This is a genomic window from Pseudomonas sp. M20 (genome assembly GCF_045037865.1).
Taxonomy (GTDB): Bacteria; Pseudomonadota; Gammaproteobacteria; order Pseudomonadales; family Pseudomonadaceae; genus Aquipseudomonas.
Map to the genome: position 1 here is coordinate 6,546,852 of NZ_CP173611.1, position 22,706 is coordinate 6,569,557.

Sequence of the window (22,706 nt, forward strand, 5' to 3'; positions counted from 1 at the left end):
TGCCTGTTGTGTGGGAATGTTCTGGCGCTTTCGCGAGCAGGCTCGTTCCCACATTTGGAATGGCATTTCAATGTGGGAGCGAGCCTGCTAGCGAATGGCCGTTATGCGCTACAACAGATTATTCGGCGGGGAGTGTCAGACGCTGGCCGGACATCAACAATGCCAAGCGACTCAGGCTCATCCACGGCGAACCGGCAGCCTGGCCTTTGATCTGCGCATCAATACGCTGCGCTTCGAGCAACAATTGCGCCCAGCGTTGCGCCGAATAGCGCTGCAGGGCTTTGCTCATCAGTGGTTTGCGCTTGTCCCAGACCGGCGGTTTCGCCTGACTGAAGCACTTGTCCAGCGGGGTGCCCTGGCTGTATTGCAACGAGATGTTGGCCAGCAGGCGCAACTCCCGTGCCAGCGCCCAGAGAATCACCGGCGGTTCGACACCTTCACCGCGCAAGCCTTCCAGCATGCGCAATGCGTGAGCGGGCTCGCCATTGAGCACGGCATCAGTCAAGCCAAACACGTCGAATCGCGCACTGTCGGCTACGGCAGCCTGCACGGTTTCAACGGTGATTTGCCCACCTTCAGCCATCAGCTTGAGCTTTTCGATTTCCTGCGCAGCGGCGAGCAAGTTGCCCTCGACACGTGCAGCAATCAATTCGACCGCGTCCTGGCTGGCCGACAAACCGGCCTGCGACAGACGCTGACGAATCCAGCTCGGCAGTTGATTGGCGTCTACCGGCCAGATCTGGATGAACTGGGTTTGCTGGCCTTCGACCAACGCCTTGCCCCACTTGGTCTTCTGCGCGCTGCCATCCATCTTGGGCAGGCTGATCAGCAGCACCGTGTCTTCAGCGGGACGCGAGCAGTATTCGATGAATGCAGCAGCACCTTTGTCACCGGGTTTGCCCGAGGGCAGGCGCAGTTCCAGCAGGCGCTTTTCGGCGAACAACGACATGCTGGCGCCGGCCTGCAACAGCGTGCCCCAATCGAAATTGGCGTCGGCAGAGAAGACCTGGCGTTCGTCGAAACCTTGCTGGCGCGCAGCACTGCGGATGGCGTCGGCGGCTTCCTGACACAACAGCGGATCATCGCCGCTGATGATGTAGACGGGGCCGAGAGCACCTTGCAGGTGTTTACCGAGTTGAGCGGGAGCGAGCTTCATAAGAAATGTCGAACGGGGCGCCTGAGCGCCCCGAACGTCTTACTGCTGCGGAATTTCGAGCGGCGACTGACGCGGGGTTTCCGCTTCAGCCTTTTGCGCCGCTTGCAGTGCATCGGCTTCTGCCTTGGCGCGATCATTGGCCGCTTGCTGCAGTTGTTGCAGTTGGCCCGGCGTCAGTTGCTGCAGACGCAGCATCATGCGCTGAACCAGTTCGCGGCGGGTTTCGCGGCGGGCGTCATTGGCTTCCTGATCGGAGCCCACGAGGTTGTTACCGTCGTGAATGAACACTTTCTGCACTTCCAGCTTGTCGCTCAGCAGTTGCAGGTTTTTGTCGCCACGGATCTCGTAGTTCAGGACCGTATTGACTTGATATTCACCCGTACGGCCAGCACCGGCGTAGCTGAGGATGCGCTGGCTTTCCTGCTCGTCAGCCAGGAACAGCTTGTACGGTGCGCCGCTGTAAACCTTGACGCCGCTCGACTCCAGCACCTGACGCAGTTGCGTGACCGTTTCGCCGTAGGCGTTGCGGGCGCTCAGATCAAGTTCCTTGATTGACAGCTCGTTGGTGCCGGTGCCGCGCAGCTGGAAACCGCAGGCGCTCAACAGAACGGCGAGGCCCATCACCAGCAGATTGCGTTTGATCATTGTGTTGCTCCCCTTGAAACCACGTGGGCCGACGGTGCGGCCCGAAAGGTTTTACTTGGCGTCAGGCGAACCTGACGCCCGATCCAATTAGCTGGCGACGATATTGACCAGTTTCCCGGGCACTACGATCACTTTACGAATGGTCAGACCGTCGACGAAACGCAGTACGTTTTCGTTGGCGCGCGCTGCCGCTTCCACTTCTTCACGGGTTGCGCTGGCTGGCATGTCGATCTGGCCACGCAGCTTGCCGTTGACCTGGATAACCAGGGTCAGGCTGTCCTGCACCAAGGCACCGTCATCCACTGCTGGCCAGCCAGCGTCAATGACGGCACCGGCGTGCCCCAACTGACTCCACAGCTCGTGGCTGATGTGCGGGGTGATCGGTGCCAGCAGCAAGGTCACCGCTTCCAGACCTTCGTGAACCAGTGCGCGATCTTGTTCGGTGCTTTGCGCGGCTTTTTCCAGCACATTCATCAGCGTCATCACTTGGGCGATGGCGGTGTTGAATTTGTGGTTCTGACCGACATCGTGGCTGGCGTGCTTGATGGCCAGGTGGATCGAGCGGCGAACGGCTTTTTGTTCGTCGTTCAGGCTGGCGATGTCCAGTTTGCCCGGCAGACCCTGGCTGACGTGGGCTTGCGCCAGGCGCCAGACGCGCTTGAGGAAACGGTGCGAACCTTCAACGCCGGAGTCGGACCATTCGGCGCTCATGTCAGGTGGCGAGGCGAACATCATGAACAGGCGGCAGGTGTCGGCGCCGAACTGATCGATCATCGACTGTGGGTCGACGCCGTTGTTCTTCGACTTGGCCATTTTCTCGGTGCCACCGATTTCCACCGGCAGGCCGTCGGATGTCAACTTGGCGCTGATGACCTTGGCTTTGCTGTCGCGCTCGAGTTCCACGTCCGCCGGGTTGAACCAGGTGTAAGCACCGTTGGCTTCGCGACGGTAGTAAGTCTCGGCGATCACCATGCCTTGGGTCAGCAGGTTCTTGAACGGCTCGTTGGAGCTGACCAGGCCTTCGTCACGCATCAACTTGTGGAAGAAGCGCGCGTAGAGCAGGTGCAGAATCGCGTGTTCGATACCGCCGATGTACTGATCCACCGGCAACCAGTGGTCGGCTGCGGATTTTTCTACCAGGCCACCTTCAAAGTGCGGCGAGGCATAACGGGCGTAGTACCACGACGATTCGACGAAAGTGTCCATGGTGTCGGTTTCACGCTTGGCAGGCTGACCGCATTTCGGGCAGGAGCACTCGTAGAACTCTGGCATGCGCGCCAGCGGCGAACCGGCGCCGTCTGGCACCACGTCTTCCGGCAGGACCACAGGCAGTTGATCTTCCGGCACCGGCACGTCACCGCAATCATCACAGTGGATGATCGGGATCGGGCAGCCCCAGTAGCGCTGGCGGCTGATGCCCCAGTCGCGCAGACGGAACTGAGTGCGCGAGGCGCCCAGTTCTTTCTTGATCAGGGCGACTTCCATGGCATCGAACGCGCCGGCGAAGTCGAGACCGTCGAACTCGCCGGAGTTGATCAGCGTGCCGTGCTCACCGTAGGCGTCTTGCCAAGGGGCAGGGTTGCTGTCGCCAGAGCTGGTACGCACTACCGATTTCACCGGCAGGTTGTACTTGTGGGCAAATTCGAAATCGCGCTCGTCGTGCGCCGGTACCGCCATGACAGCGCCGTCGCCGTAATGCATCAGCACGTAGTTGGCGACCCACACCGGCAGTTTTTCGCCAGTCAGTGGGTGCTCGACGAACAGGCCGGTTGGCAGGCCTTTCTTCTCTTGTGTGGCAACGTCGGCTTCAGCCACGCTGCCGCCCTTGCATTCAGCGATGAACGCTTGCAGCTCGGTGTTGTTTTTTGCGGCCAGGGTGGCCAGTGGGTGCTCGGCAGCCACGGCGACATAGGTCGCGCCCATCAGGGTGTCCGGACGGGTGGTGAAGACTTTCAGAGTGCCGGCTTCGCCGATGGAATCGACGTTGTACGGGAACTGCACTTCCATGCCGCGGGATTTGCCGATCCAGTTGCGCTGCATGGTCTTGACCTGTTCAGGCCAGCCAGTCAGCTCGTCGAGGCTCTCCAGCAGCTCATCCGCGTACGCGGTGATCTTGAAGTAGTACATCGGGATTTCGCGCTTTTCGATCAGCGCGCCGGAGCGCCAGCCGCGACCGTCGATCACCTGTTCGTTAGCGAGAACGGTCTGATCGATCGGGTCCCAGTTCACGGTGCCGTTTTTACGGTAGATCAGGCCTTTTTCGAACAGGCGAGTGAACAGCCATTGTTCCCAACGGTAGTAATCCGGCTTGCAGGTAGTCACTTCGCGCGACCAGTCGACCGCCAGACCCAGGCTGCGCAGCTGGGTTTTCATGTAGGCGATGTTTTCGTAGGTCCACTTGGCCGGGGCGACGTTGTTCTTCATCGCGGCGTTTTCCGCCGGCATGCCGAACGCGTCCCAACCCATCGGTTGCAGAACGTTTTTGCCGAGCATGCGCTGGTAGCGGGAGATCACGTCGCCGATGGTGTAGTTGCGCACGTGCCCCATGTGTAGCTTGCCGCTGGGGTAAGGGAACATCGACAGGCAGTAGTAAGTTTCCTTGCCTGGCTGTTCACTGACTTCAAAGGACTTTTGCTCGTCCCAGAACGACTGGGCGGCGGCTTCGATTTCACGGGGCTGATATTGTTCGTGCATGGCTACTTTTGTACTGGATAGGGGTGGCCTAATCCTCTTCAACGCAGGTTCCGGGGTGGCCCGGACGAGCTGGAAGTGGAATTACAGGAAGCGCCGTAGCATACATGACCGCGCTTGGCCTAGGGAAACCCTGATTACAGCTGTTTGTCCCGGCAAATCCATGGCGAGGGCCGTTGGTCGCGGCGTACAGCCGGTTTGTGCAGCGAAGCTAAGCTCTAACTGGGGAGTGAGTCTTATCTTCAATGAGGTGAGGGATGGTGGAGCAACGGCAAAAAAACGTGACGAAACCCGAGTTGTACGAGAGGTTGATCGATCGTCTGGGAATGGCCCTGGACGCTGTAAAAACCGCTGACCGGCTGCGCGACGAGCGCCCCCTGGAACTGGAATTGCGTGGCTTGAGTCCCGCCGAGTTCAAACTGGTCAAGGCCTATCTGGATCGTAGTGAACGTGAATCGCACGGATGCTTGTCACAGGCAGTGAAGCAGCTCGATGCAGCACATTCGGCCAAGATCATCTGGCTCAAGGACAAGGCACCCGGCAGAGACGCCGTCAAGGTTCGCTCTGTGCAGGCCAAGTAAGCGCATGGCAGATCAAGAACCGGATCTTTTTCAACAGGATCCCACCTATTGGTTGTAACGCTTTATTAACACTCTTAGGCTTCGGGCATCTCTGGAGATGCTCGATGCCCTTTCGTTATTTCATCAAACAACTTTTATTGCCGCCCGGCATTCTCTTGCTGTTGTTGCTGGTTGCATGGTGGCTGCGCCGCTCACGGCCGCGCCTGGCGGGCGTGTGTTTTGCCCTTGGCTTTGGCGGATTGTGGCTGATGAGCTTGCCGGTGGTCGTGCAATGGGGCGCGAAAGCGCTGGAGCGCGAGCCACCGCTGGCCCTTGAAGAATGGGCGACGCTGGCGCAACGGGCCGATGCGATCGTGGTGCTGGGTTCCGGACGCGAGCGCGGCGATCTGGCGTGGGGCGAGGATCAGCCGACTGGCGTGGGGCTTGAGCGTCAGCGTTATGCGGCGCGTCTGGCCAAGGCATCGGGCTTGCCGATTCTGACCACCGGTGGCTTGCATTACGGAACGCCGCCGACCGAGGCGAAGTTGATGGCGGATTCATTGCGCGATGATTTCGGTGTGACGGTGCGCTGGCAGGAAGGTGAAAGCCGTACCACGTGGGAAAACGCGAAATTCACGGCTGGTATCTTGTTGCCGCAGGGGATCAAACGTGTGGTCGTGGTCACACAGGCGTGGCATATGCCGCGCTCGGTGTGGAGTTTTCAGCAGGCGGGATTTGAAGTGGTGCCGGCGCCGGTCGGGTTTCTGGGGACCGATAATGCAAGACCGTTTGGTGGCTGGCTGCCGGAATTCAAATCGATCTGGCAGAGCGGGCAGTTGCTGAATGAAGCGGTGGGGCAGGTGGGGTATTCACTGTTTTACCGCTGAAGAGCAAAAGATCGCAGCCTGCGGCAGCTACAGGGAAAAATACAGATCCCATGTAGGAGCTGCCGAAGGCTGCGATCTTTTGCTTTAGAGGGTTTTCGACATCCGGCTGGCCATCAGTGCCCAGCCAAACAGCAGCAAGCAGACAATGATCAACGGCCACGAGCGCCATTGCAGGTACGGCGTCAGGTTGTGCATCGGCACCACTTCACCGTACAAAATCCCTTGTTCGAACTGCGGAATCTGCTCGGTGATCTGCCCGAACGGGTTGATCAACCCGGTCACGCCGTTGTTGGTTGCGCGGATCATCCAGCGCCCGGCTTCCAGTGCACGCATTTGCGCCATCTGCAAATGTTGCAGCGGACCAATCGAGGTGCCGAACCATGTGTCGTTGCTGATTGTCAGCAGCAGATCACTGCGTGCCGACAAACCAGCCGCGAAGTCCGGGTACACCACTTCGTAGCAGATGAATGGCGCAATCTGATAACCCTTGGCTTGCAACAACGCCTGATCGGCCGGGCCACGGGCGAAGTCAGACATCGGCAAATCAAAGAACGCGATCAAGCCACGCAAGACGTCCTGCAACGGCACGTACTCGCCAAACGGCACCAGTTTCTGTTTCAGATAAGTACCATCGCCTTCGCCGACGACGGTGATGCCGTTGAAGAAGCGTTTTTCGTGACGAACCATTTCGCGAATCGGCACGCCGGTGATCAGCGCTGATTTACGCTCGGCGGCGAAGTTGCCCATCATGCTGAGGTAGCCCTCGGCGGACTCCTTGAGCACCGGCACAGCGGTTTCCGGCCAGATCAGCAGATCCACCGGTTTCGAACGGAAACTCAGATCGCGGTACAACGCCAACTGCGCGTTCAGCTCGGCCGGATCCCATTTCATGCTTTGCGCGACGTTGCCCTGAATCGCAGCAACGCTCAAAGGCGCGCCCGACGGACTTGTCCAGGCGTGACCCTTAAGCGTAATACCGGCGATCCATGGCCCGACCAACAGCACCAGGCCCGCCACAATAAAAGTTTTGCGGCCGCTTTGCAGCAAGCGCGGTGCGTTGTAGATCAGTGCTGCAGTCAATGCCAACACGAACCCCACCAACCACATGCCACCGAGCGGTGCAAGCCCGGCCAACGGGCCGTCGAGCTGACTGTAGCCCGAATACAGCCACGGGAAACCGGTGAGAAACCAGCCGCGAAACATTTCCTGAGCGACCCACAGTGCGGCAAACGCGAGGGCGTCGGCCAGCGGCGCTTCGTTACGGCGTAACCAGCGCGCCCATAACCAGGCGGGCAGGGCGAAGAACCAGGCAATCGCCGCTGTGAACAGCAGCATCAGGAACCCGGCCAGCAGCACCGAAGCGCCGCCGAAGTGGTGAATGCTGTAATAGATCCAACTGGTGCCGGCACCGAACAGGCCGAAACCGAAGCACCAGCCACGGCCCAGCGCCTGACGCGGGCTCAGTTCGCGCAAGCCGGCATAGAACAAGCCGACCGCCAGCAAAGCCAGCGGCCAGATGTTGAACGGTGCCAGAGCGAAGGTGGTGATTGCGCCGGCCGCCACGGCCAGCAGGTTACCGGGCCAGCCGGGGCGGGTTGTCCAGCGCATTTCAGTCCTTAGATTTTTTACCGGGCGATTGGCGTCAGTCGCAGCAAATGGATCCGACGACTGTCGGCGTTCAGGATGCGGAAACGATAGGCGCCGATTTCAGTGATTTCGTTGCGTTTTGGCAAGTGTCCGAACGCGCTCATAACCAGGCCGCCGACGGTGTCGAATTCATCGTCGGAGAATTCGCTGTCGAAGAACTCGTTGAAGTTCTCGATCGGCGTCAGGGCCTTGATCAGGAAGTCGCCACTGGGCAGCGGCTTGATGTAGCTGTCTTCTTCGACGTCGTGCTCGTCTTCGATGTCGCCGACGATCTGTTCCAGCACGTCTTCGATGGTCACCAAGCCCGCCACGCCGCCGTATTCGTCGATGACGATGGCCATGTGGTTGTGGTTGGCGCGAAACTCACGCAGCAACACGTTCAGGCGCTTGGACTCCGGCACGAAGGTGGCCGGGCGCAGCAAGTCCTTGATGTTGAAGCTGTCGCCATTCTCCTTGAGGATCAGCGGCAGCAGATCCTTGGCCAGCAGCACGCCCATCACGTCGTCATGGCTTTCGCCGATGACCGGATAGCGCGAGTGGGCCGAGTCGACCACTGCGGGGAGGAATTCACGGGGTGTCTGGGTCGCCTTGATGCTGATCATCTGCGAGCGCGGCACCATGATGTCGCGTACTTGCAGGTCAGCCACCTGAATGGCGCCTTCGACAATGGCCAGCGCTTCGCTGTCCAGCAGTTTGTTCTGATGCGCATCACGCAGCAGCTCGAGGAGCTCCTGGCGGTTCTTCGGCTCGTGGGCAAAAGCCTGGGTCAGTTTACCCAGCCATGACTTCTGCCCGTTGCTCGATCGATCTTCGCTCATAGCGATTACTCTGAATCCTTTGTTGTAACGATAGGGGATGTTTCGGTTTCGTCGTCCGCGTACGGATCGGGATAGCCCAATTCGGCAAGCAACTCGCGTTCCAGTGCTTCCATTTCTTCGGCTTCCTCGTCATCCATATGGTCGTAACCAAGCAGATGCAAGCAGCCGTGAATGACCAGATGCGCCCAATGGGCCTTTAGTTCCTTGCCCTGTTCGGCGGCTTCGCGTTCGACCACGGCCACGCAGATCACTAGATCGCCAAGCAATGGGATGTCGAGAAACTCGTCGGGCACTTCGGCCGGGAACGACAGGACGTTGGTCGCGTAATCCTTGTGACGCCAGGTGTGATTGAGCTCGCGGCCTTCTTCCTCGTCGACCAGACGAATGGTCATTTCCGAGTCGGCGGTGCGCTGGCGCAGGGCCAGTTCGCACCACAAACGGAAGTCGGCTTCACTCGGCGCGTTTGCTTCAGTCGCGATTTGCAGGTCTAGCTCAAGCATTTCGCGAGGTGTCCTTGGGGGCTTCGTCTCGGTTTTCGAAGCGCTCGTAGGCTTCGACGATCCGCTGGACCAAAGGATGGCGCACGACGTCTTTAGGCTGGAAGTGAGTGAAGCTGATACCCGGCACGTCTTTGAGCACTTCGATCACATGGTGCAGACCCGACTTGGTGCCTTTCGGCAGGTCGACCTGGGTAATGTCACCGGTGATGACGGCGGTGGAACCGAAGCCGATCCGGGTCAGGAACATCTTCATCTGTTCGACGGTGGTGTTCTGGCTCTCGTCGAGAATGATGAAGCTGTTATTCAGCGTACGACCGCGCATGTAGGCCAGCGGCGCAACTTCAATCACCTGACGTTCGATCAGTTTGGCCACGTATTCGAAGCCGAGCATTTCGTAGAGCGCGTCGTAGAGCGGGCGCAGATACGGGTCGATCTTCTGCGACAGGTCGCCGGGCAGGAAGCCGAGTTTTTCACCCGCTTCAACCGCCGGACGCACCAGCAGGATGCGGCGAATTTGCTCACGCTCCAGTGCATCGACAGCGCAAGCAACGGCCAGATAAGTCTTGCCGGTACCGGCCGGGCCAATGCCGAAGTTGATGTCGTTGCCGAGGATTTCCTTCACGTAGCGCAACTGATTCAAGCCGCGCGGGCGAATCATGCCTTTCTTGGTGCGCAGGGCGACGGAGGCTTCGGCGGGGGCGTGGTTGTCCAGCTCGACGACGGACGATTCCTGCAGGAACAGGTGCACCGTATCTGGCGACAGCTCTGAACCCTTGGTTTCCCGGTACAGGCGACGAATCAGATTTTCCGCAGACGTGGTGAGTTTGGGGTCGCCGATCAGCTCGAACTGGTTTCCGCGGTTGCGGATCTCGATGGTCAGGCGCTGTTCGATCAAGCGTAAATGCTCGTCGAATTGCCCGCACAGATTGGCGAAGCGGCGAGCCTCAAAGGGCTCGAGGATAAAACGATGTGGTTCTATGGGTGCGTTCAAGGTCGTATTTAGCCGCCCTGGGGCAATTAAGATGAAATCAAGGATAACGCCAGAGGCGTGGGTGCGAAAGCTCTTAAATATTCTTGGCGTCGAGACCGTCAAGATCGCAGCCTTCGGCAGCTCCTACAGGGGAATGTAATCCATGTAGGAGCTGCCGAAGGCTGCGATCTTTTGCATTTATTGGATCAGCGAGCCGCGCAGCGAATGCGGCTGCGCCGCGTCGATATGCACGTCGGCGAACTGGCCGATCAAGGTCGGATTGTCGCAGCGGAAGTTGACGATACGATTATTCTCGGTGCGCCCTTGCAGTTCGCCCGGGTCTTTCTTCGAATAATCGGTCACCAGAATGCGCTGGATCGAACCGACCATTTGTCGGCTGATCTCGAAACCTTGCTGATTCAGACGGTGCTGCAGCGCGTTCAGGCGTTCCTTCTTCAGCTCTTCCGGGGTGTCGTCCGCCAGATCGGCAGCCGGGGTGCCCGGGCGCTGGCTATAGACGAAGGAATAAGAGAAATCGAAACCGACGTCGGCAATCAGCTTCATGGTCTGTTCGAAGTCTTTCTCGGTCTCGCCGGGGAAACCGACGATGAAGTCCGAGCTGATGCAAATGCCCGGCACGGCAGCGCGCAGTTTGCGCAGCTTGGATTTGTATTCCAGCGCGGTGTGGTTGCGCTTCATCGCCGCGAGAATCCGGTCGGAACCCGATTGCACCGGCAAATGCAGGTGCTTGACCAGCTCCGGCACATCGGCGTGGGCCTGGATCAGGCTGTCCGAGAACTCCAGCGGGTGCGAAGTGGTGTAGCGAATGCGGTCGATGCCGTCGATGGCGGCGACAACACGGATCAATTCGGCGAGATCAGCCAGACGACCGTCATGGGTCGTACCGCGATAGCCGTTGACGTTCTGCCCCAGCAGCGTCACTTCACGTACGCCGTTTTCGGCGAGGTGAATGACTTCGGCGATCACGTCGTCGAACGGCCGGCTGACTTCTTCGCCACGGGTATAAGGCACCACGCAGAATGTGCAGTATTTGCTGCAACCTTCCATCACCGACACGTAGGCGCTCGGGCCATCGATGCGCGGTTCGGGCAAGTGGTCGAATTTTTCGATTTCCGGGAACGAGACGTCGACCTGCGGCATCTTGGTGATGCGCGCGGCGTCGATCATTTCCGGCAGGCGGTGCAGGGTCTGCGGGCCAAAGACCACGTCGACGTACGGCGCGCGATCGCGGATCGCCGCGCCTTCCTGGCTGGCCACGCAACCGCCGACGGCGATCACCATCTCCGGGTTGGCCAGTTTCAGTTCGCGCCAGCGGCCGAGCTGCGAATACACGCGATCTTGTGCGCGCTCGCGGATCGAGCAGGTGTTGAGCAGAATCACGTCGGCGTCTTCGGCACGTGCGGTGACTTCCAGGGCCTGATGTTCACCCAGCAGATCGACCATGCGCGAGCTGTCGTACTCGTTCATCTGGCAACCGTGGGTTTCGATGTAAAGCTTCTTGGCCATGGATTAGGGTCATCACGTGATTCAAAGAACCGCGCATTATAGGGAACAAGCCTTCAGGTTCCTACCGCTGCGCGTCCGGTGGCTATGCTATAGTTTGCGCCCTCATTTTTATCCCCGATGTTATCCCCCCGCCATGACCAAACGCGAAGCTCCAATCTATAAGGTGATTTTCCTCAACCAGGGCCAGGTGTTCGAAATGTACGCCAAGCAGATCTATCAAAGTGATCTGTGGGGCTTTCTGGAAGTGGAAGAGTTCGTCTTTGGCGAGCGCACGCAAGTGGTCGTCGATCCGAGCGAAGAAAAGCTCAAGGCGCAGTTCGAAGGCGTGGTGCGCAGCTTTGTGCCGATGCATTCGATTGTGCGCATCGACGAAGTGGAGCGTCTGGGCACCCCGAAAATCAGCGAAGCCCGCGGCGCGGTCGGCAATGTGATGCCGTTTCCGATGCCGATGCCTGAGAAGTAAGCCTTAACACCGAGTCGCCTCTTCGCGAGCAGGCTCGCTCCCACAGGGGAATGCATTCCAATGTGGGAGCGAGCCTGCTCGCGAAGGGGCCGGAAAGGTCGGCGCAAAAATCAGGGAAGAGGCGAAAACGGCGTACGCCCATCGGCGCTCTGCAATTCCATCAGGTATTTACGGAAAATTTGCCCGAGCACTTGCGTGGCAGTCTCGAGATCTTCGCGGGACATTTTTTCGGAAACTTCGTCAGCCGTATCCAGCGCATCTTCAGCGCCGTTGACCGCGGCCATCTTCAGCACGATATACGCCTGAATGTTGTTGGCCTGCACGCCTTCACCGTGGAAGAACATCGTGCCGAGCTTGAACTGAGCCTGAGCGTGGCCTTGCAACGAGGCTTTTTCGAAATAGCTCAGGGCTTGATTGAGGTCGCGCGGCGCGTTTTTGCCGTCGTAGTAGAACTCACCCAACTCGTATTGCGCTTGCGCATCCCCTTCATCCGCCGCTTTCTGGCAGGCGGCCAGTGCCTGCGTGACGTCTTGCGGCTGAGTATTGAGGGTGCAACGACCCATCGCCGGGATCAACAACGAGTTGCCGCCTGCTTGTGCATGCGCGAGCAGGGGCTGAAGGAGCAACAGGCAGCCCAAGGCAAGGGTGCGGCCGGTGCGGTTCATGGGAATCGACTTACCTCTGAAGGGCACGCGGACCCATCGAGGGATCCAATAAGCGCGCATTATGAAATAAGCAGGGCCAACCTTACAAAGTCTTTACTCGTTTTTCTGCTGCGCGGGGAATATATCGCCCACTTTAGGGGAGATTTTTAGCAGGAGCATCGGAAAAACAGCGCGGGTGTAGGTGAATGCTGACGCTGGCCATAGCCAACGTCAGCGGTACGGCGATTACTTCAGTGCAGCGAAGGCGCGTTCGGCTGCGTCCAGGGTCAGTTTCAACTCGGCTTCGCCGTGGGCGATCGAGGTGAAACCGGCTTCGAAGGCGCTCGGTGCCAGGTACACGCCACCTTCCAGCATCAGGTGGAAGAAGCGACCGAACAGTGCAGCGTCGCTGGCCATCACGTCTTCAAAGGTGACGATGTCGTCGGCGCCGCTGAAGTACAGACCGAACATGCCGCCAGCCTGGGTGGTCACGAACGGAATGCCAGCGGCATCAGCGCGCTGTTGCAGACCGTCGAGCAGACGCGTGGTGTAGTCAGTCAGCTCGGCGTGGAAACCCGGGCGGCTGATCAGACGCAGCGTGGTCAAACCAGCGGCCATCGCCAGCGGGTTACCCGACAGCGTACCAGCCTGATACACCGGGCCCAGCGGCGCGATGCGCTGCATGATTTCGCGCTTGCCGCCGAAACAGCCGACCGGCATGCCGCCGCCGATGATTTTGCCGAAGGTGGTCAAATCAGGATTGACCCCGTAGTACGCCTGAGCACCACCGAGGGCAACGCGGAAACCGGTCATCACCTCGTCGAAAATCAGCACCACGCCATGGTTGTCGCACAGCGAACGCAGGCCTTCGAGGAAGCCTGGTGCCGGTGGTACGCAGTTCATGTTGCCGGCAACCGGCTCAACGATGATGCACGCCACGTCCTCGCCCACTTCAGCGAGCATCTTTTCCACAGCGTCGATGTCGTTGAACGGCAGGGTCAGGGTGTGTTTGGCGAATGCCGCCGGCACGCCGGCCGAACTCGGTACGCCTTGGGTCAGTGCGCCGGAACCGGCCTTGACCAGCAGGCTGTCGGAGTGACCGTGGTAGCAGCCTTCGAACTTGATAATGCTGTCGCGGCCGGTGTAGCCACGGGCCAGACGGATCGCGCTCATGGTCGCTTCGGTGCCGGAGCTGACCATGCGCACCATGTCCATCGACGGCACCAGCGAGCAGACCAGGTCGGCCATCTCGGTTTCCATCGCAGTCGGCGCGCCGTACGACAAGCCGTGTTGCAGTTGATTACGCACCGCGTCGAGCACGTCCGGGTGGCTGTGGCCGAGGATCATCGGACCCCACGAGCCGACGTAATCGACATAACGCTTGTCGTCTTCGTCAGTGACGTAGGCACCTTCAGCGTGCTTGAAGAACAACGGCGTGCCGCCAACGCTCTTGAACGCGCGAACGGGCGAGTTCACGCCACCGGGGATATGTTTCTGGGCATTGGCAAACAGGGTTTCGGAACGAGACATGATCGGGCTCTCAAATCAGACTTTCAGTAATTCATTGAACGCGCGGGCGCGGCGGGTCACTTCGGCGCTGCTCTCGGCACCGAACAGTCCGTGAACCACGGCGAGCAGGTCGACCCCGTGGGCCACCAGCGGTGCGGCGTTGTCGAGGGTGATGCCGCCAATCGCGCAGACCGGCAGGTGCAGCGTGCGCTTGGCGTCGTCGAGCAGATCGAGGCTGCAGGTCGGCGCGCCGGGTTTGGTGTTGGAGTTGAAGAAGCGGCCGAAGGCGACATAGCTCGCGCCTTCTTTGGCCGCTTGTTCGGCCAGCGCGAGTTGCGCGTGGCAGGTCGAACCGATAATCGCTTTTGAACCGAGCAGGGCGCGGGTCGGCGATAGCGGGCCGTCGGTCTGGCCGAGGTGCACGCCGACGTTAAGGCGCGCCGCCAGTTCAGCGTCATCGTTGATGATCAACTGCGTCTTGTAGCGCTCACACAGATCACGCAGCGCTTCGGCCTCACGCAGACGGCGGGCCTCGTCGTTGCTCTTGTCGCGGTATTGCAGCAGGGTGACGCCGCCTTCCAGCGCCGCCTCCACGTAAGACAGAAACTTGCCCGCCAGCAGTGCGCTGTCGGTAATGGCATACAGGCCACGTAGTTTCATCGGGCAGACCTCACGACGTTACGAGCAGAAATCCAGCGGCAGGCGACGCGGGACGAACTGGCCTTTGCCCAGTTGTTCGGCATCGCGCAGGGTGCGCCAGGTGTAATCCAATGCACTGCGCACGGCGCTGGCGAGGTGTTCGCCCTGAGCCAGGCGACCGGCCAAAGCACTGGCCAACGTGCAACCGGAACCGTGATAGCTGCCCGGAAGACGCTGACAGATAAAGGTTTCACGCAGACCATCGCGGCTGTACACGCGGTTATGGATTTCAGTTTCGTCGCCGTGGCCGCCGGTGATCAGCAGGTTTTTGACGAACGGCAGGAGTTTTTCAGCGCACTCGTCTGCGGTGCCTTCTGGCAATTCGGCGAGGATGCGCGCTTCAGGAAGGTTAGGCGTGGCAATGATCGACAGCGGCAGCAGACGCTCGCGCATCGCATAGCCGACCTCGTCCTTGCCCAGGCGACCGCCACCACCGGCGCGCAGCACCGGGTCGCAGACCACCGGCAAGTGCGGGTGCGCCGAAAGCAGTTCGACAACGGTGTCGACCATTTCCAGCGAACCGAGCATGCCCAGTTTGACCGCAGCGACTTCGGAGTCGTTGAGCACGGCATTGGCCTGAGCCAGTACCCACTCACGGTCGAGGACGCGGAAGTCAGTGACGTTGACGGTGTCTTGCACGGTCAGGGCGGTGACGGCCGGAGCCGCATGGCAACCCTGCGCGAGCAAGGCTTCGATATCTGCCTGCAAGCCGGCGCCACCACTTGGGTCGTGGCCGGAGAGACAGAGGACAACGGGGCGGGAGCTGTAGATATTCATGGTGCGCGAGCTTACCACCAAAGCTGATTTTCGGGTTCAGTGCCGTTGTCCCGGGCCGATAATCTGGCAGGAGAATCCGACCGCTCTGTCACAAGCTGACCAACTCAACAGCTCTAGCTCGCTGCTTTGCTCTGGAACGCCCGTTCTAGAGCCTTTGTAGGAAAAATTTCAATGGTGCTCAATGGCCATCAACGGCTATGCTAGTCTGGATCCAAACCAATAACAGGTAATACCGGTTTTACGTCTACTCAAAGGGAATGGGGGGCTTCCTGACACAACCGGACGAGCCACGCTGGGGCTTCAATGCGCTATTTGCTGATGTTGTTGTTCTGCTTGCCCCTTATGGCGAGCGCCGTCGAATTCGACGAATTTACCCAGAGCCTCCCTCTGGGCCGGTCGCTGCAAGTGTTCGAAGACCCGAGCGGTCAGGCGAGCATTGCCGATGTTCGTGCGCAAGCTGCCGCCGGCAATTTCAAACCTCACGATAAAGCCACGCTCAATGCCGGTTATTCACGCTCGGCGTTCTGGCTGAAGATTGACCTGCATTATCGTCCGAGCAATCCCGCCGCCCAGCGCACCTGGCTGCTGGAACTGGCTTATCCACCGCTCGACCATCTCGATCTCTATACGGCCGACGCCAATGGCGACTACCGCCTCGTCCGGCAAACCGGCGATGCCTTGCCGTTCGCCAGCCGCGAGATTCGCCAGAACAACTATCTGTTCGACCTTTCATTCAAGCCGGATCAAACGCAGACCGTGTATCTGCGACTGGCCAGCGAAGGGTCAATCCAGGCGCCGGTGACGTTATGGTCAAGCACGGCTTACCTCGAAGATCAGCCGGTGCGCTTGTATGTGCTCGGCATCATTTACGGCGTTCTGCTGGGGATGGTGGTTTACAACCTGTTCATCTTCCTTAGCGTGCGCGATACCAGCTATCTCTACTACATCTTCTATATTGCCTCGTTTGGCCTTTATCAGTTGTCGGTGAATGGCGCCGCCGTCGAGTATTTCTGGCCGGACAATCCATGGTGGGCCAACGCCGCCACGCCGTTCTTCATCGGTTGCGCGGGCTTGTTCGGCAGCCAGTTCGCCCGCAGTTTCCTGCAAACCAAAACCCACAGCCGCTGGCTCGATCGTTTGCTGATCGGACTCATTGCATTCGGTGCGTTGGTCATCGGTCTGTCGCTGATGACCAGTTACGCCTTGGCCCTGCGCCTGGCAACAACGCTGGCACTGACCTTTACCGTGGTGATTTTTGCCGCCGGGATTCTGGCCTGGTGGCGCGGCTTGCGCGTGGCGCGCTATTTCATCATCGCCTGGTCGGCGTTTCTGCTCGGCGGCATCGTCAACACGCTGATGGTGCTGGGATTGCTGCCGAACGTGTTCCTGACCATGTACGCCAGCCAGATCGGTTCGGCCATTGAGGTGGCATTGCTGTCACTGGCACTGGCCGACCGCATCAACGCCATGCGTGAGCAACAGGCGCAGACCCTGTACGACGCCGGGCAGAAACTCGAAGTGCTCAACCAGCAACTGGCCCATAGCAACAAGCTCAAAGATGAGTTCTTGGCGACCCTGACCCACGAACTGCGCACGCCAATGAACGGTGTGATCGGTTCGCTGGAATTGATGCAGACGGTCGAGCTTGATCCGGAGCTGGAGCAATACCAGCAGACGGCCGCCGGTTCCGCGCGAGACATGATGCGTATGGTCAACGGCATCCTTACCCTCACTGAATTGCAGGCTGGCAAACTCAAGGCTGCGCCGGGCAGTTTCAGTCTGCGCGCAGTGGTCGAGGCGTTGCGCGTACAGTTCGACGGTAACGCGGCGAGCAAGTCGCTGGACTTCAAGGTTGAAGTACTGCCAACCCTGCCGGATCGCCTGCACGGCGACAGCGCCAAACTCGCGCAATGCCTGGAATGCCTGCTCGACAATGCGATCAAGTTCACCCGTGTTGGTGGGTTGGCGTTGCGCGTGACGGGCAAACCGTCGACGGGCAATCGTCTGGCGCTGTCGTTTGCGGTGATCGACACCGGTATCGGGTTCACTGATTTGGGCGAAGCGACGATGTACCAGCGCTTCTTCCAGCTCGACGGCTCGATGACCCGCGAATACGGCGGGCTGGGCGTCGGTCTGGCGATCTGCCGACAGTTGGTCGAGTTGCTCGGCGGCAAACTCACTCATCGCTCGGAACCTGGGCGCGGCAGCCGCTTCCAATTGGATGTCGAGTTCGAACTGCCGGTGGTGGAAACTGCGCCGATCTCTGCGCCTTCGCACGATTGCGTACGTGCACCGCAGGACTGCACGGTGTTGTTGGTGGACGACAACAGCGTCAATCAACTGGTGATGCGCGGCATGTTGCTCAAGCTCGGCTTCCGCGTGCGCAGTGCCGACAACGGTGCGGCGGCGCTCGAATGCCTGCAGCGTGAAACGGTGGATGCAGTATTGATCGACTGCCAGTTGCCGAGCCATGAAGGCGCGTCATTGTGCTGCCAGATTCATGCCTTACCCGGATGCGCCAACCTGCCAGTGTTCATGCTGGCGTTGAACGCTGATCGAGAGCTGTGCACCACCGGTGCAGCGATCGATTACCTGAACAAACCGGTGAAATTCGAAGACCTGCAATCTGCGCTGGCACGGCGGGTGCTGTGCTGCTGACAAGGTAAAAGCGCCGCAAATTCGGCTGATATGACACTTTGACCGGTTGCAGTGCGGTGCTTAACTGAGTTCCTTGGTTGCATTAAGGAGCCCCGTCATGAACCTGCATCAGTTCGCCGAAACCCACGAAGTCACCAACCAGCCACCGTCGCTGGACGGTACCAACCTGTACCGCATCGACCTGCCATTGCAGGAGTGGTCGCGGCGCTTTGGTGCCGGTTGGGCCGAGTCGCGAATCGATGCCTACGGCGCGCTCGCCGGTGGACCGCTGATGGAAGCCGGGTTCCTCGCCAATCAGAACAAACCTGTGTTCGCCAGCCATGACCGCTACGGCCATCGCATCGATCTGGTGGAATTTCACCCGGCTTATCACGAGCTGATGCGCACGGCGATCGAGCATGGCCTGACTTCGCTGCCATGGGCGCATCCACAGGATGGCGCCCACGTCGCCCGCGCCTCGATGACTTATCTGCACAGTCAGGCCGAGGCGGGCAGCGGTTGCCCGTTGACCATGACCTTCGCCAGCGTGCCAGCCCTGCGTTTGCAGCCGAATCTGGCCGAGCAATGGCTGCCGAAAGTCCTCGCCACTGAATACGATCCGCGCAACGTCGGCATGGCGCACAAGGCCGGCGTTACCATCGGCATGGCCATGACCGAGAAACAGGGCGGCACCGACGTGCGCGCCAACACCACCAAGGCTTATCCGGTCGGCGCCAGCGGTCCGGGTCAGGCCTATGAACTGGTCGGGCACAAGTGGTTCTGCTCGGCACCGATGTGCGATGCCTTCCTGACGCTGGCGCAAACCGACAAGGGCTTGAGCTGTTTCCTGCTGCCACGCCATCGTCCGGACGACACGCGCAATCAGTTCTATATCCAGCGCTTGAAAAACAAACTCGGCAACCAGTCCAACGCCTCCAGCGAAGTGGAGTTTCGTGGCGCGCTGGCGTGGATGGTCGGTGAGGAAGGGCGCGGGGTGCCAACTATCATCGAAATGGTCGCAATGACTCGCTTCGATTGCATGGTCGGTTCCAGCGCGTTGATACGTCAGGCGCTGACCCAGGCCAGCCACCACTGCGCGCATCGCAAGGTCGGCGGCAAACTGCTCAGCGAACAGCCGCTGATGCAAAACGTGCTGGCCGATCTGGCCCTGGAAAGCGAAGCTGCACTGGCGCTCAGTCTGCGCATGGGCAAGGCACTGGATCATCTGGACGATCGCCATGAAGCGCAATTTGCCCGGCTGGTGACGGCGGTGGGCAAATACTGGATCTGCAAACGTGCGCCGGGGATGATCAACGAAGCGGCGGAGTGCATGGGCGGCGCCGGGTACGTCGAAGAGAGCATCCTGCCGCGCCTGTACCGCGAGGCACCGGTGAACTCGACGTGGGAAGGCTCCGGCAATGTGCAATGCCTGGACGTGCTGCGCGCGTTGTCGAAAGAGCCGGGTGTGCTGGATGTGTTGTTCAGCGAGTTGGGCGATGGGCATGGCGACAAGCGCTTGGCTGCGCACATTCAGCAGTTGCAGGCGCAGTTCAAGGATACGGGCGACATTCAATATCGGGCGCGGCAGTTGACTGAGGACATTGCGCTTGGTTTGCAGGCCAAGCTTCTGTTGGAGGGGGGAAACTCAGCCGTCAGCGATGCTTTCATTGCCAGCCGTCTGAGCGGTGGTGGCCGGGTCTACGGCGCCTTGCCGCGTGGGCTGGACGTCGAAGCCATCGTCGCCCGCTCAACCCCACAGATTCTCTGACCCACCACACATCCCCTGTAGGAGCTGCCGAAGGCTGCGATCTTTTGATCTTCTAAACAACAAGATCCAAAGATCGCAGCCTTCGGCAGCTCCTACAAGGATTGGGGTGACCCATATATTGTGCGGTTGCCAACATGCCACTGTTCCCGTGACGCCACGATGCAGGCAAGATGAAGCTCTGCAAGTCAGAACACAGGAAGCTGATCGTGACCGAAGCGTTTATTGTCGTTCAAACCGCCGAACAAGCCGTGGATCGTCTGGCCGAGCTGCATGAGCGGGCCACCACTGCGCTGAACTCGGCGCTCAAGCGTTACCTGAAAGATCGCGTCGAACCCGACGCTGCGCAGCGTGCTCTGTTTCGTTATCCCGAACTGCGTCTGACCTACCATTGCCAGGGCGAAGTCCCGCAGACCACCCGCGCTTACGCCAAGGTGCAACTGCCAGGCACTTACAGCGTCACCGTCACCCACCCGGCAGCGTTCCGCAAATATCTGCTCGAACAGCTTGTGCCGTTGATGCACGACTTCACCGTGACCGTGGAAGTCGGCGTCAGCCAGCAAAACATTCCGTATCCGTATGTGGTCGAGCAGGGCGATGAACTCGCTGGTTCCGGCGTCACCGCTGCCGTGCTGGCGCGAGTGTTCCCGAGTACCGATCTGTCCGCCGCCACCGATGGCATCGCCGACGGTCTCTACGACTGGGAAAACACCGATCCGCTGCCGCTGGCCTTGTTCGACGCTGCGCGCGTGGATTTCTCGCTGCGCCGTCTGGTTCACTACACCGGCAGCGACTGGCGCCATGTGCAGCCGTGGATTCTGCTGACCAACTATCACCGCTACGTCGACCAGTTCATCGTCCATGGTCTGGAGCAACTGCGCAGCGACCCGCGTTTTGTGCGCATGGTGTTGCCGGGTAACGTGATCATCGAGAAAGGCATGGATCACGGCGAAGCGTCGGCGATCGCAGCCGGTGTGGTCTGGCACCGCTATCAGATGCCGGCCTATCACCTGATCGCCAGCGATGGCCACGGCGTGACCCTGGTGAACATCGGCGTCGGCCCGTCCAACGCCAAGAACATCACCGACCACTTGGCGGTGCTGCGTCCACATTGCTGGCTGATGATCGGCCACTGCGGTGGCCTGCGTCAGTCGCAGACCATTGGCGACTACGTGTTGGCGCACGCGTACATGCGTCGCGACGGCATTCTTGATCGCGTAGTGCCGCCGAACATTCCGATCCCGGCCTTGGCCGAAGTGCAAATGGCCCTGCAACAGGCTGCGGCCAATGTCACTGGCGAGAAGGGCGACGACCTGAAAAAACGCCTGCGCACTGGCACCGTGCTGACCTACGACGACCGTAACTGGGAACTGCGTTGGGCTCAGGAACGGCCGTTGATCAACCTGTCCCGCGCGGTCGCGGTGGACATGGAGAGTGGCACGATTGCCGCGCAGGGTTATCGCTTGCGAGTGCCGTACGGCACGTTGCTCTGCGTTTCGGACAAACCGCTGCACAGCGAAATCAAGCTGCCGGGTTCGGCTAACGCCTTCTATGAGCGCGCGGTCAGCCAGCACTTGAAGATCGGCATCGAAGCGGTCGATTTGCTGCGCACCGAACTCAACTCGCTGCACTCGCGCAAACTGCGCAGCTTCGACGAGCCGCCGTTCCGCTGATTTGTTGATGGTCATTTAACGGTCAGGCTACTAGCATTGGCAGCCCTGACCGTTAGATGTTCTTTTCGCCATGTCCCGTCCTCCACGTCCACCTTCCCGCCGTCCTGGCGCGAAGCCTCAGTCTGCTTCCCCGCGCCGTGTTGCCAAGGCACCACCGGGCGAGCCGAAACTGATCCTGTTCAATAAACCGTTCGATGTGCTGACGCAATTCAGCGACGGCGAAGGGCGGGCGACGCTCAAGGATTACATCGATGTGCCCGGCATTTATCCGGCCGGACGCCTGGATCGCGACAGTGAAGGCTTGTTGCTGCTGACCAACGACGGGCAGTTGCAGGCGCGCATCGCCGATCCGAAACACAAATTGGCGAAGACCTATTGGGTGCAGGTTGAAGGCGTGCCGACGGCCGAACAGCTGCAGCGTTTACGTGACGGCGTTGAGCTAAATGACGGCATGACCTTGCCCGCCGAAGCGCGGCAACTGGATGAACCTGAGCTGTGGCCGCGCAATCCGCCGGTGCGCTTTCGCGCAACCATACCTACTTCATGGCTGGAACTGGTGATTCGCGAGGGGCGTAACCGTCAGGTACGGCGCATGACGGCGGCGGTCGGTCTGCCGACGTTGCGGCTGGTGCGGGTCAGGATTGGCGACTGGACGATCGATGGCCTTGATCAGGGCCAGTGGAAAGAAGTGCCGGCGCGCTTATAAAGCGCCGGATTCGATCAGGCCGATCACCACACTCTTGATGATAAAGGCGGCCACGCCCAGGCCCAGCACGAAGAACAGAATGAACGAGCCAAAGCGCCCGGCCTTGGACTTCTTCGCCAGATCCCAGACGATGAAACCCATGAAAATGATCAGGATGCTGACCAGACCGGTCATCATCCACTCTTCTAATAATGCAGGATCCATTGGGTTTCTCCGACACGCGCGCGGCTAAAAGGGCGCGGCGAGTATACGCCAAGGTGTGTGGGGTGGCATTGATCTGGGTCTGATCCGAAGCCTTTTGCCCTCACCCTAGCCCTCTCCCAGAGGGAGAGGGGACTGATTGGGGGATGCTCAAGGAATACGCCGACCTGAACGCTCTGTTGTGAATCCACAATCGACTCGATCTTTCAGGTCGATGCATGACGCCAGACA

The 22,706-nt window shown here is 59.9% G+C and carries 20 protein-coding genes; 7 read left to right on the forward strand and 13 right to left on the reverse strand.

Annotation, left to right across the window (positions count from 1 at the left end; all coding sequences use genetic code 11):
* Positions 1-118 precede the first annotated feature (118 nt).
* The 3 genes from holA to leuS all read right to left on the reverse strand — a co-directional run bounded on the left by holA (position 119) and on the right by leuS (position 4,495).
* Positions 119-1,156, reverse strand: coding sequence for a DNA polymerase III subunit delta (holA, locus tag ACI514_RS29195; RefSeq protein WP_160059539.1), 1,038 nt, complete (start codon positions 1,154-1,156; stop codon positions 119-121).
* A gap of 39 nt (positions 1,157-1,195) precedes the next feature.
* The gene (gene lptE, locus ACI514_RS29200) at positions 1,196-1,801 is read right to left on the reverse strand and encodes an LPS assembly lipoprotein LptE (RefSeq protein WP_007909616.1); all 606 of its coding nucleotides are present in this window, start codon (positions 1,799-1,801) and stop codon (positions 1,196-1,198) included.
* A gap of 87 nt (positions 1,802-1,888) precedes the next feature.
* Complete coding sequence (gene leuS, locus ACI514_RS29205) at positions 1,889-4,495, reverse strand: leucine--tRNA ligase (RefSeq protein ID WP_405122815.1); 2,607 nt, start codon at positions 4,493-4,495, stop codon at positions 1,889-1,891.
* A gap of 254 nt (positions 4,496-4,749) precedes the next feature.
* Here leuS and ACI514_RS29210 point away from each other — a divergent pair, with 254 nt between their 5' ends.
* Both ACI514_RS29210 and ACI514_RS29215 read left to right on the forward strand, forming a co-directional pair.
* Positions 4,750-5,073 (forward strand): hypothetical protein, encoded by a 324-nt coding sequence (locus ACI514_RS29210; RefSeq protein ID WP_160059537.1) that lies wholly within the window; start codon positions 4,750-4,752, stop codon positions 5,071-5,073.
* Between the two features lie 104 nt (positions 5,074-5,177).
* Entirely contained in the window at positions 5,178-5,939 is a 762-nt protein-coding gene (locus ACI514_RS29215) for a YdcF family protein (protein WP_160059536.1), read from the forward strand.
* 84 nt (positions 5,940-6,023) lie between these two features.
* On the opposite strand, the gene lnt is transcribed toward ACI514_RS29215, so the two are convergent.
* From lnt to miaB, 5 genes are all read right to left on the reverse strand, one after another.
* Positions 6,024-7,547: an apolipoprotein N-acyltransferase gene (gene lnt / locus ACI514_RS29220; protein WP_405122816.1), complete on the reverse strand. Its 1,524-nt coding sequence runs from the start codon at positions 7,545-7,547 to the stop codon at positions 6,024-6,026.
* Between the two features lie 17 nt (positions 7,548-7,564).
* Positions 7,565-8,404 carry an HlyC/CorC family transporter gene (locus ACI514_RS29225; RefSeq protein WP_007909641.1) on the reverse strand — a complete coding sequence of 280 codons (840 nt, stop codon included), beginning with the start codon at positions 8,402-8,404 and terminating at the stop codon, positions 7,565-7,567.
* Positions 8,405-8,409: 5 nt separating this feature from the next.
* Entirely contained in the window at positions 8,410-8,904 is a 495-nt protein-coding gene (ybeY, locus tag ACI514_RS29230) for an rRNA maturation RNase YbeY (protein WP_160059534.1), read from the reverse strand.
* Positions 8,897-9,895, reverse strand: coding sequence for a PhoH family protein (locus tag ACI514_RS29235; RefSeq protein WP_034153779.1), 999 nt, complete (start codon positions 9,893-9,895; stop codon positions 8,897-8,899). The genes ybeY and ACI514_RS29235 overlap by 8 nt, the downstream gene beginning before the upstream one ends.
* A 177-nt stretch (positions 9,896-10,072) precedes the next feature.
* Positions 10,073-11,401: a tRNA (N6-isopentenyl adenosine(37)-C2)-methylthiotransferase MiaB gene (gene miaB / locus ACI514_RS29240; protein WP_160059532.1), complete on the reverse strand. Its 1,329-nt coding sequence runs from the start codon at positions 11,399-11,401 to the stop codon at positions 10,073-10,075.
* A gap of 133 nt (positions 11,402-11,534) precedes the next feature.
* On the opposite strand from miaB, the gene ACI514_RS29245 reads away from it, so the two are divergent.
* A complete protein-coding gene (locus ACI514_RS29245; protein WP_003185742.1) occupies positions 11,535-11,864 on the forward strand; it encodes a DUF1820 family protein in 330 nt (109 codons plus the stop codon).
* 110 nt (positions 11,865-11,974) lie between these two features.
* On the opposite strand, the gene ACI514_RS29250 is transcribed toward ACI514_RS29245, so the two are convergent.
* The 4 genes from ACI514_RS29250 to ACI514_RS29265 all read right to left on the reverse strand — a co-directional run bounded on the left by ACI514_RS29250 (position 11,975) and on the right by ACI514_RS29265 (position 15,493).
* Positions 11,975-12,529: a tetratricopeptide repeat protein gene (locus ACI514_RS29250; RefSeq protein ID WP_003228518.1), complete on the reverse strand. Its 555-nt coding sequence runs from the start codon at positions 12,527-12,529 to the stop codon at positions 11,975-11,977.
* A gap of 225 nt (positions 12,530-12,754) precedes the next feature.
* The gene (gene hemL, locus ACI514_RS29255; protein WP_160059531.1) at positions 12,755-14,038 is read right to left on the reverse strand and encodes a glutamate-1-semialdehyde 2,1-aminomutase; all 1,284 of its coding nucleotides are present in this window, start codon (positions 14,036-14,038) and stop codon (positions 12,755-12,757) included.
* 15 nt (positions 14,039-14,053) lie between these two features.
* A complete protein-coding gene (gene thiE / locus ACI514_RS29260) occupies positions 14,054-14,677 on the reverse strand; it encodes a thiamine phosphate synthase (protein ID WP_160059530.1) in 624 nt (207 codons plus the stop codon).
* A gap of 18 nt (positions 14,678-14,695) precedes the next feature.
* Positions 14,696-15,493, reverse strand: coding sequence for a hydroxymethylpyrimidine/phosphomethylpyrimidine kinase (locus tag ACI514_RS29265; RefSeq protein ID WP_007909650.1), 798 nt, complete (start codon positions 15,491-15,493; stop codon positions 14,696-14,698).
* Positions 15,494-15,796: 303 nt separating this feature from the next.
* Here ACI514_RS29265 and ACI514_RS29270 point away from each other — a divergent pair, with 303 nt between their 5' ends.
* The 4 genes from ACI514_RS29270 (at position 15,797) to ACI514_RS29285 (ending at position 22,274) form a co-directional block, all read left to right on the forward strand.
* Positions 15,797-18,151: a 7TM diverse intracellular signaling domain-containing protein gene (locus ACI514_RS29270; RefSeq protein ID WP_405122817.1), complete on the forward strand. Its 2,355-nt coding sequence runs from the start codon at positions 15,797-15,799 to the stop codon at positions 18,149-18,151.
* Between the two features lie 97 nt (positions 18,152-18,248).
* Positions 18,249-19,898: an acyl-CoA dehydrogenase family protein gene (locus ACI514_RS29275; RefSeq protein WP_405122818.1), complete on the forward strand. Its 1,650-nt coding sequence runs from the start codon at positions 18,249-18,251 to the stop codon at positions 19,896-19,898.
* 170 nt (positions 19,899-20,068) lie between these two features.
* Positions 20,069-21,568, forward strand: a complete 1,500-nt coding sequence (gene amn, locus ACI514_RS29280; RefSeq protein WP_161986511.1) for an AMP nucleosidase — start codon at positions 20,069-20,071, stop codon at positions 21,566-21,568.
* A 70-nt stretch (positions 21,569-21,638) separates the two neighbouring features.
* Complete coding sequence (locus ACI514_RS29285) at positions 21,639-22,274, forward strand: pseudouridine synthase (protein ID WP_160059527.1); 636 nt, start codon at positions 21,639-21,641, stop codon at positions 22,272-22,274.
* On the opposite strand, the gene ACI514_RS29290 is transcribed toward ACI514_RS29285, so the two are convergent.
* A complete protein-coding gene (locus tag ACI514_RS29290; RefSeq protein WP_007909655.1) occupies positions 22,269-22,478 on the reverse strand; it encodes a DUF2788 domain-containing protein in 210 nt (69 codons plus the stop codon). The genes ACI514_RS29285 and ACI514_RS29290 overlap by 6 nt on opposite strands.
* Positions 22,479-22,706 lie beyond the last annotated feature (228 nt).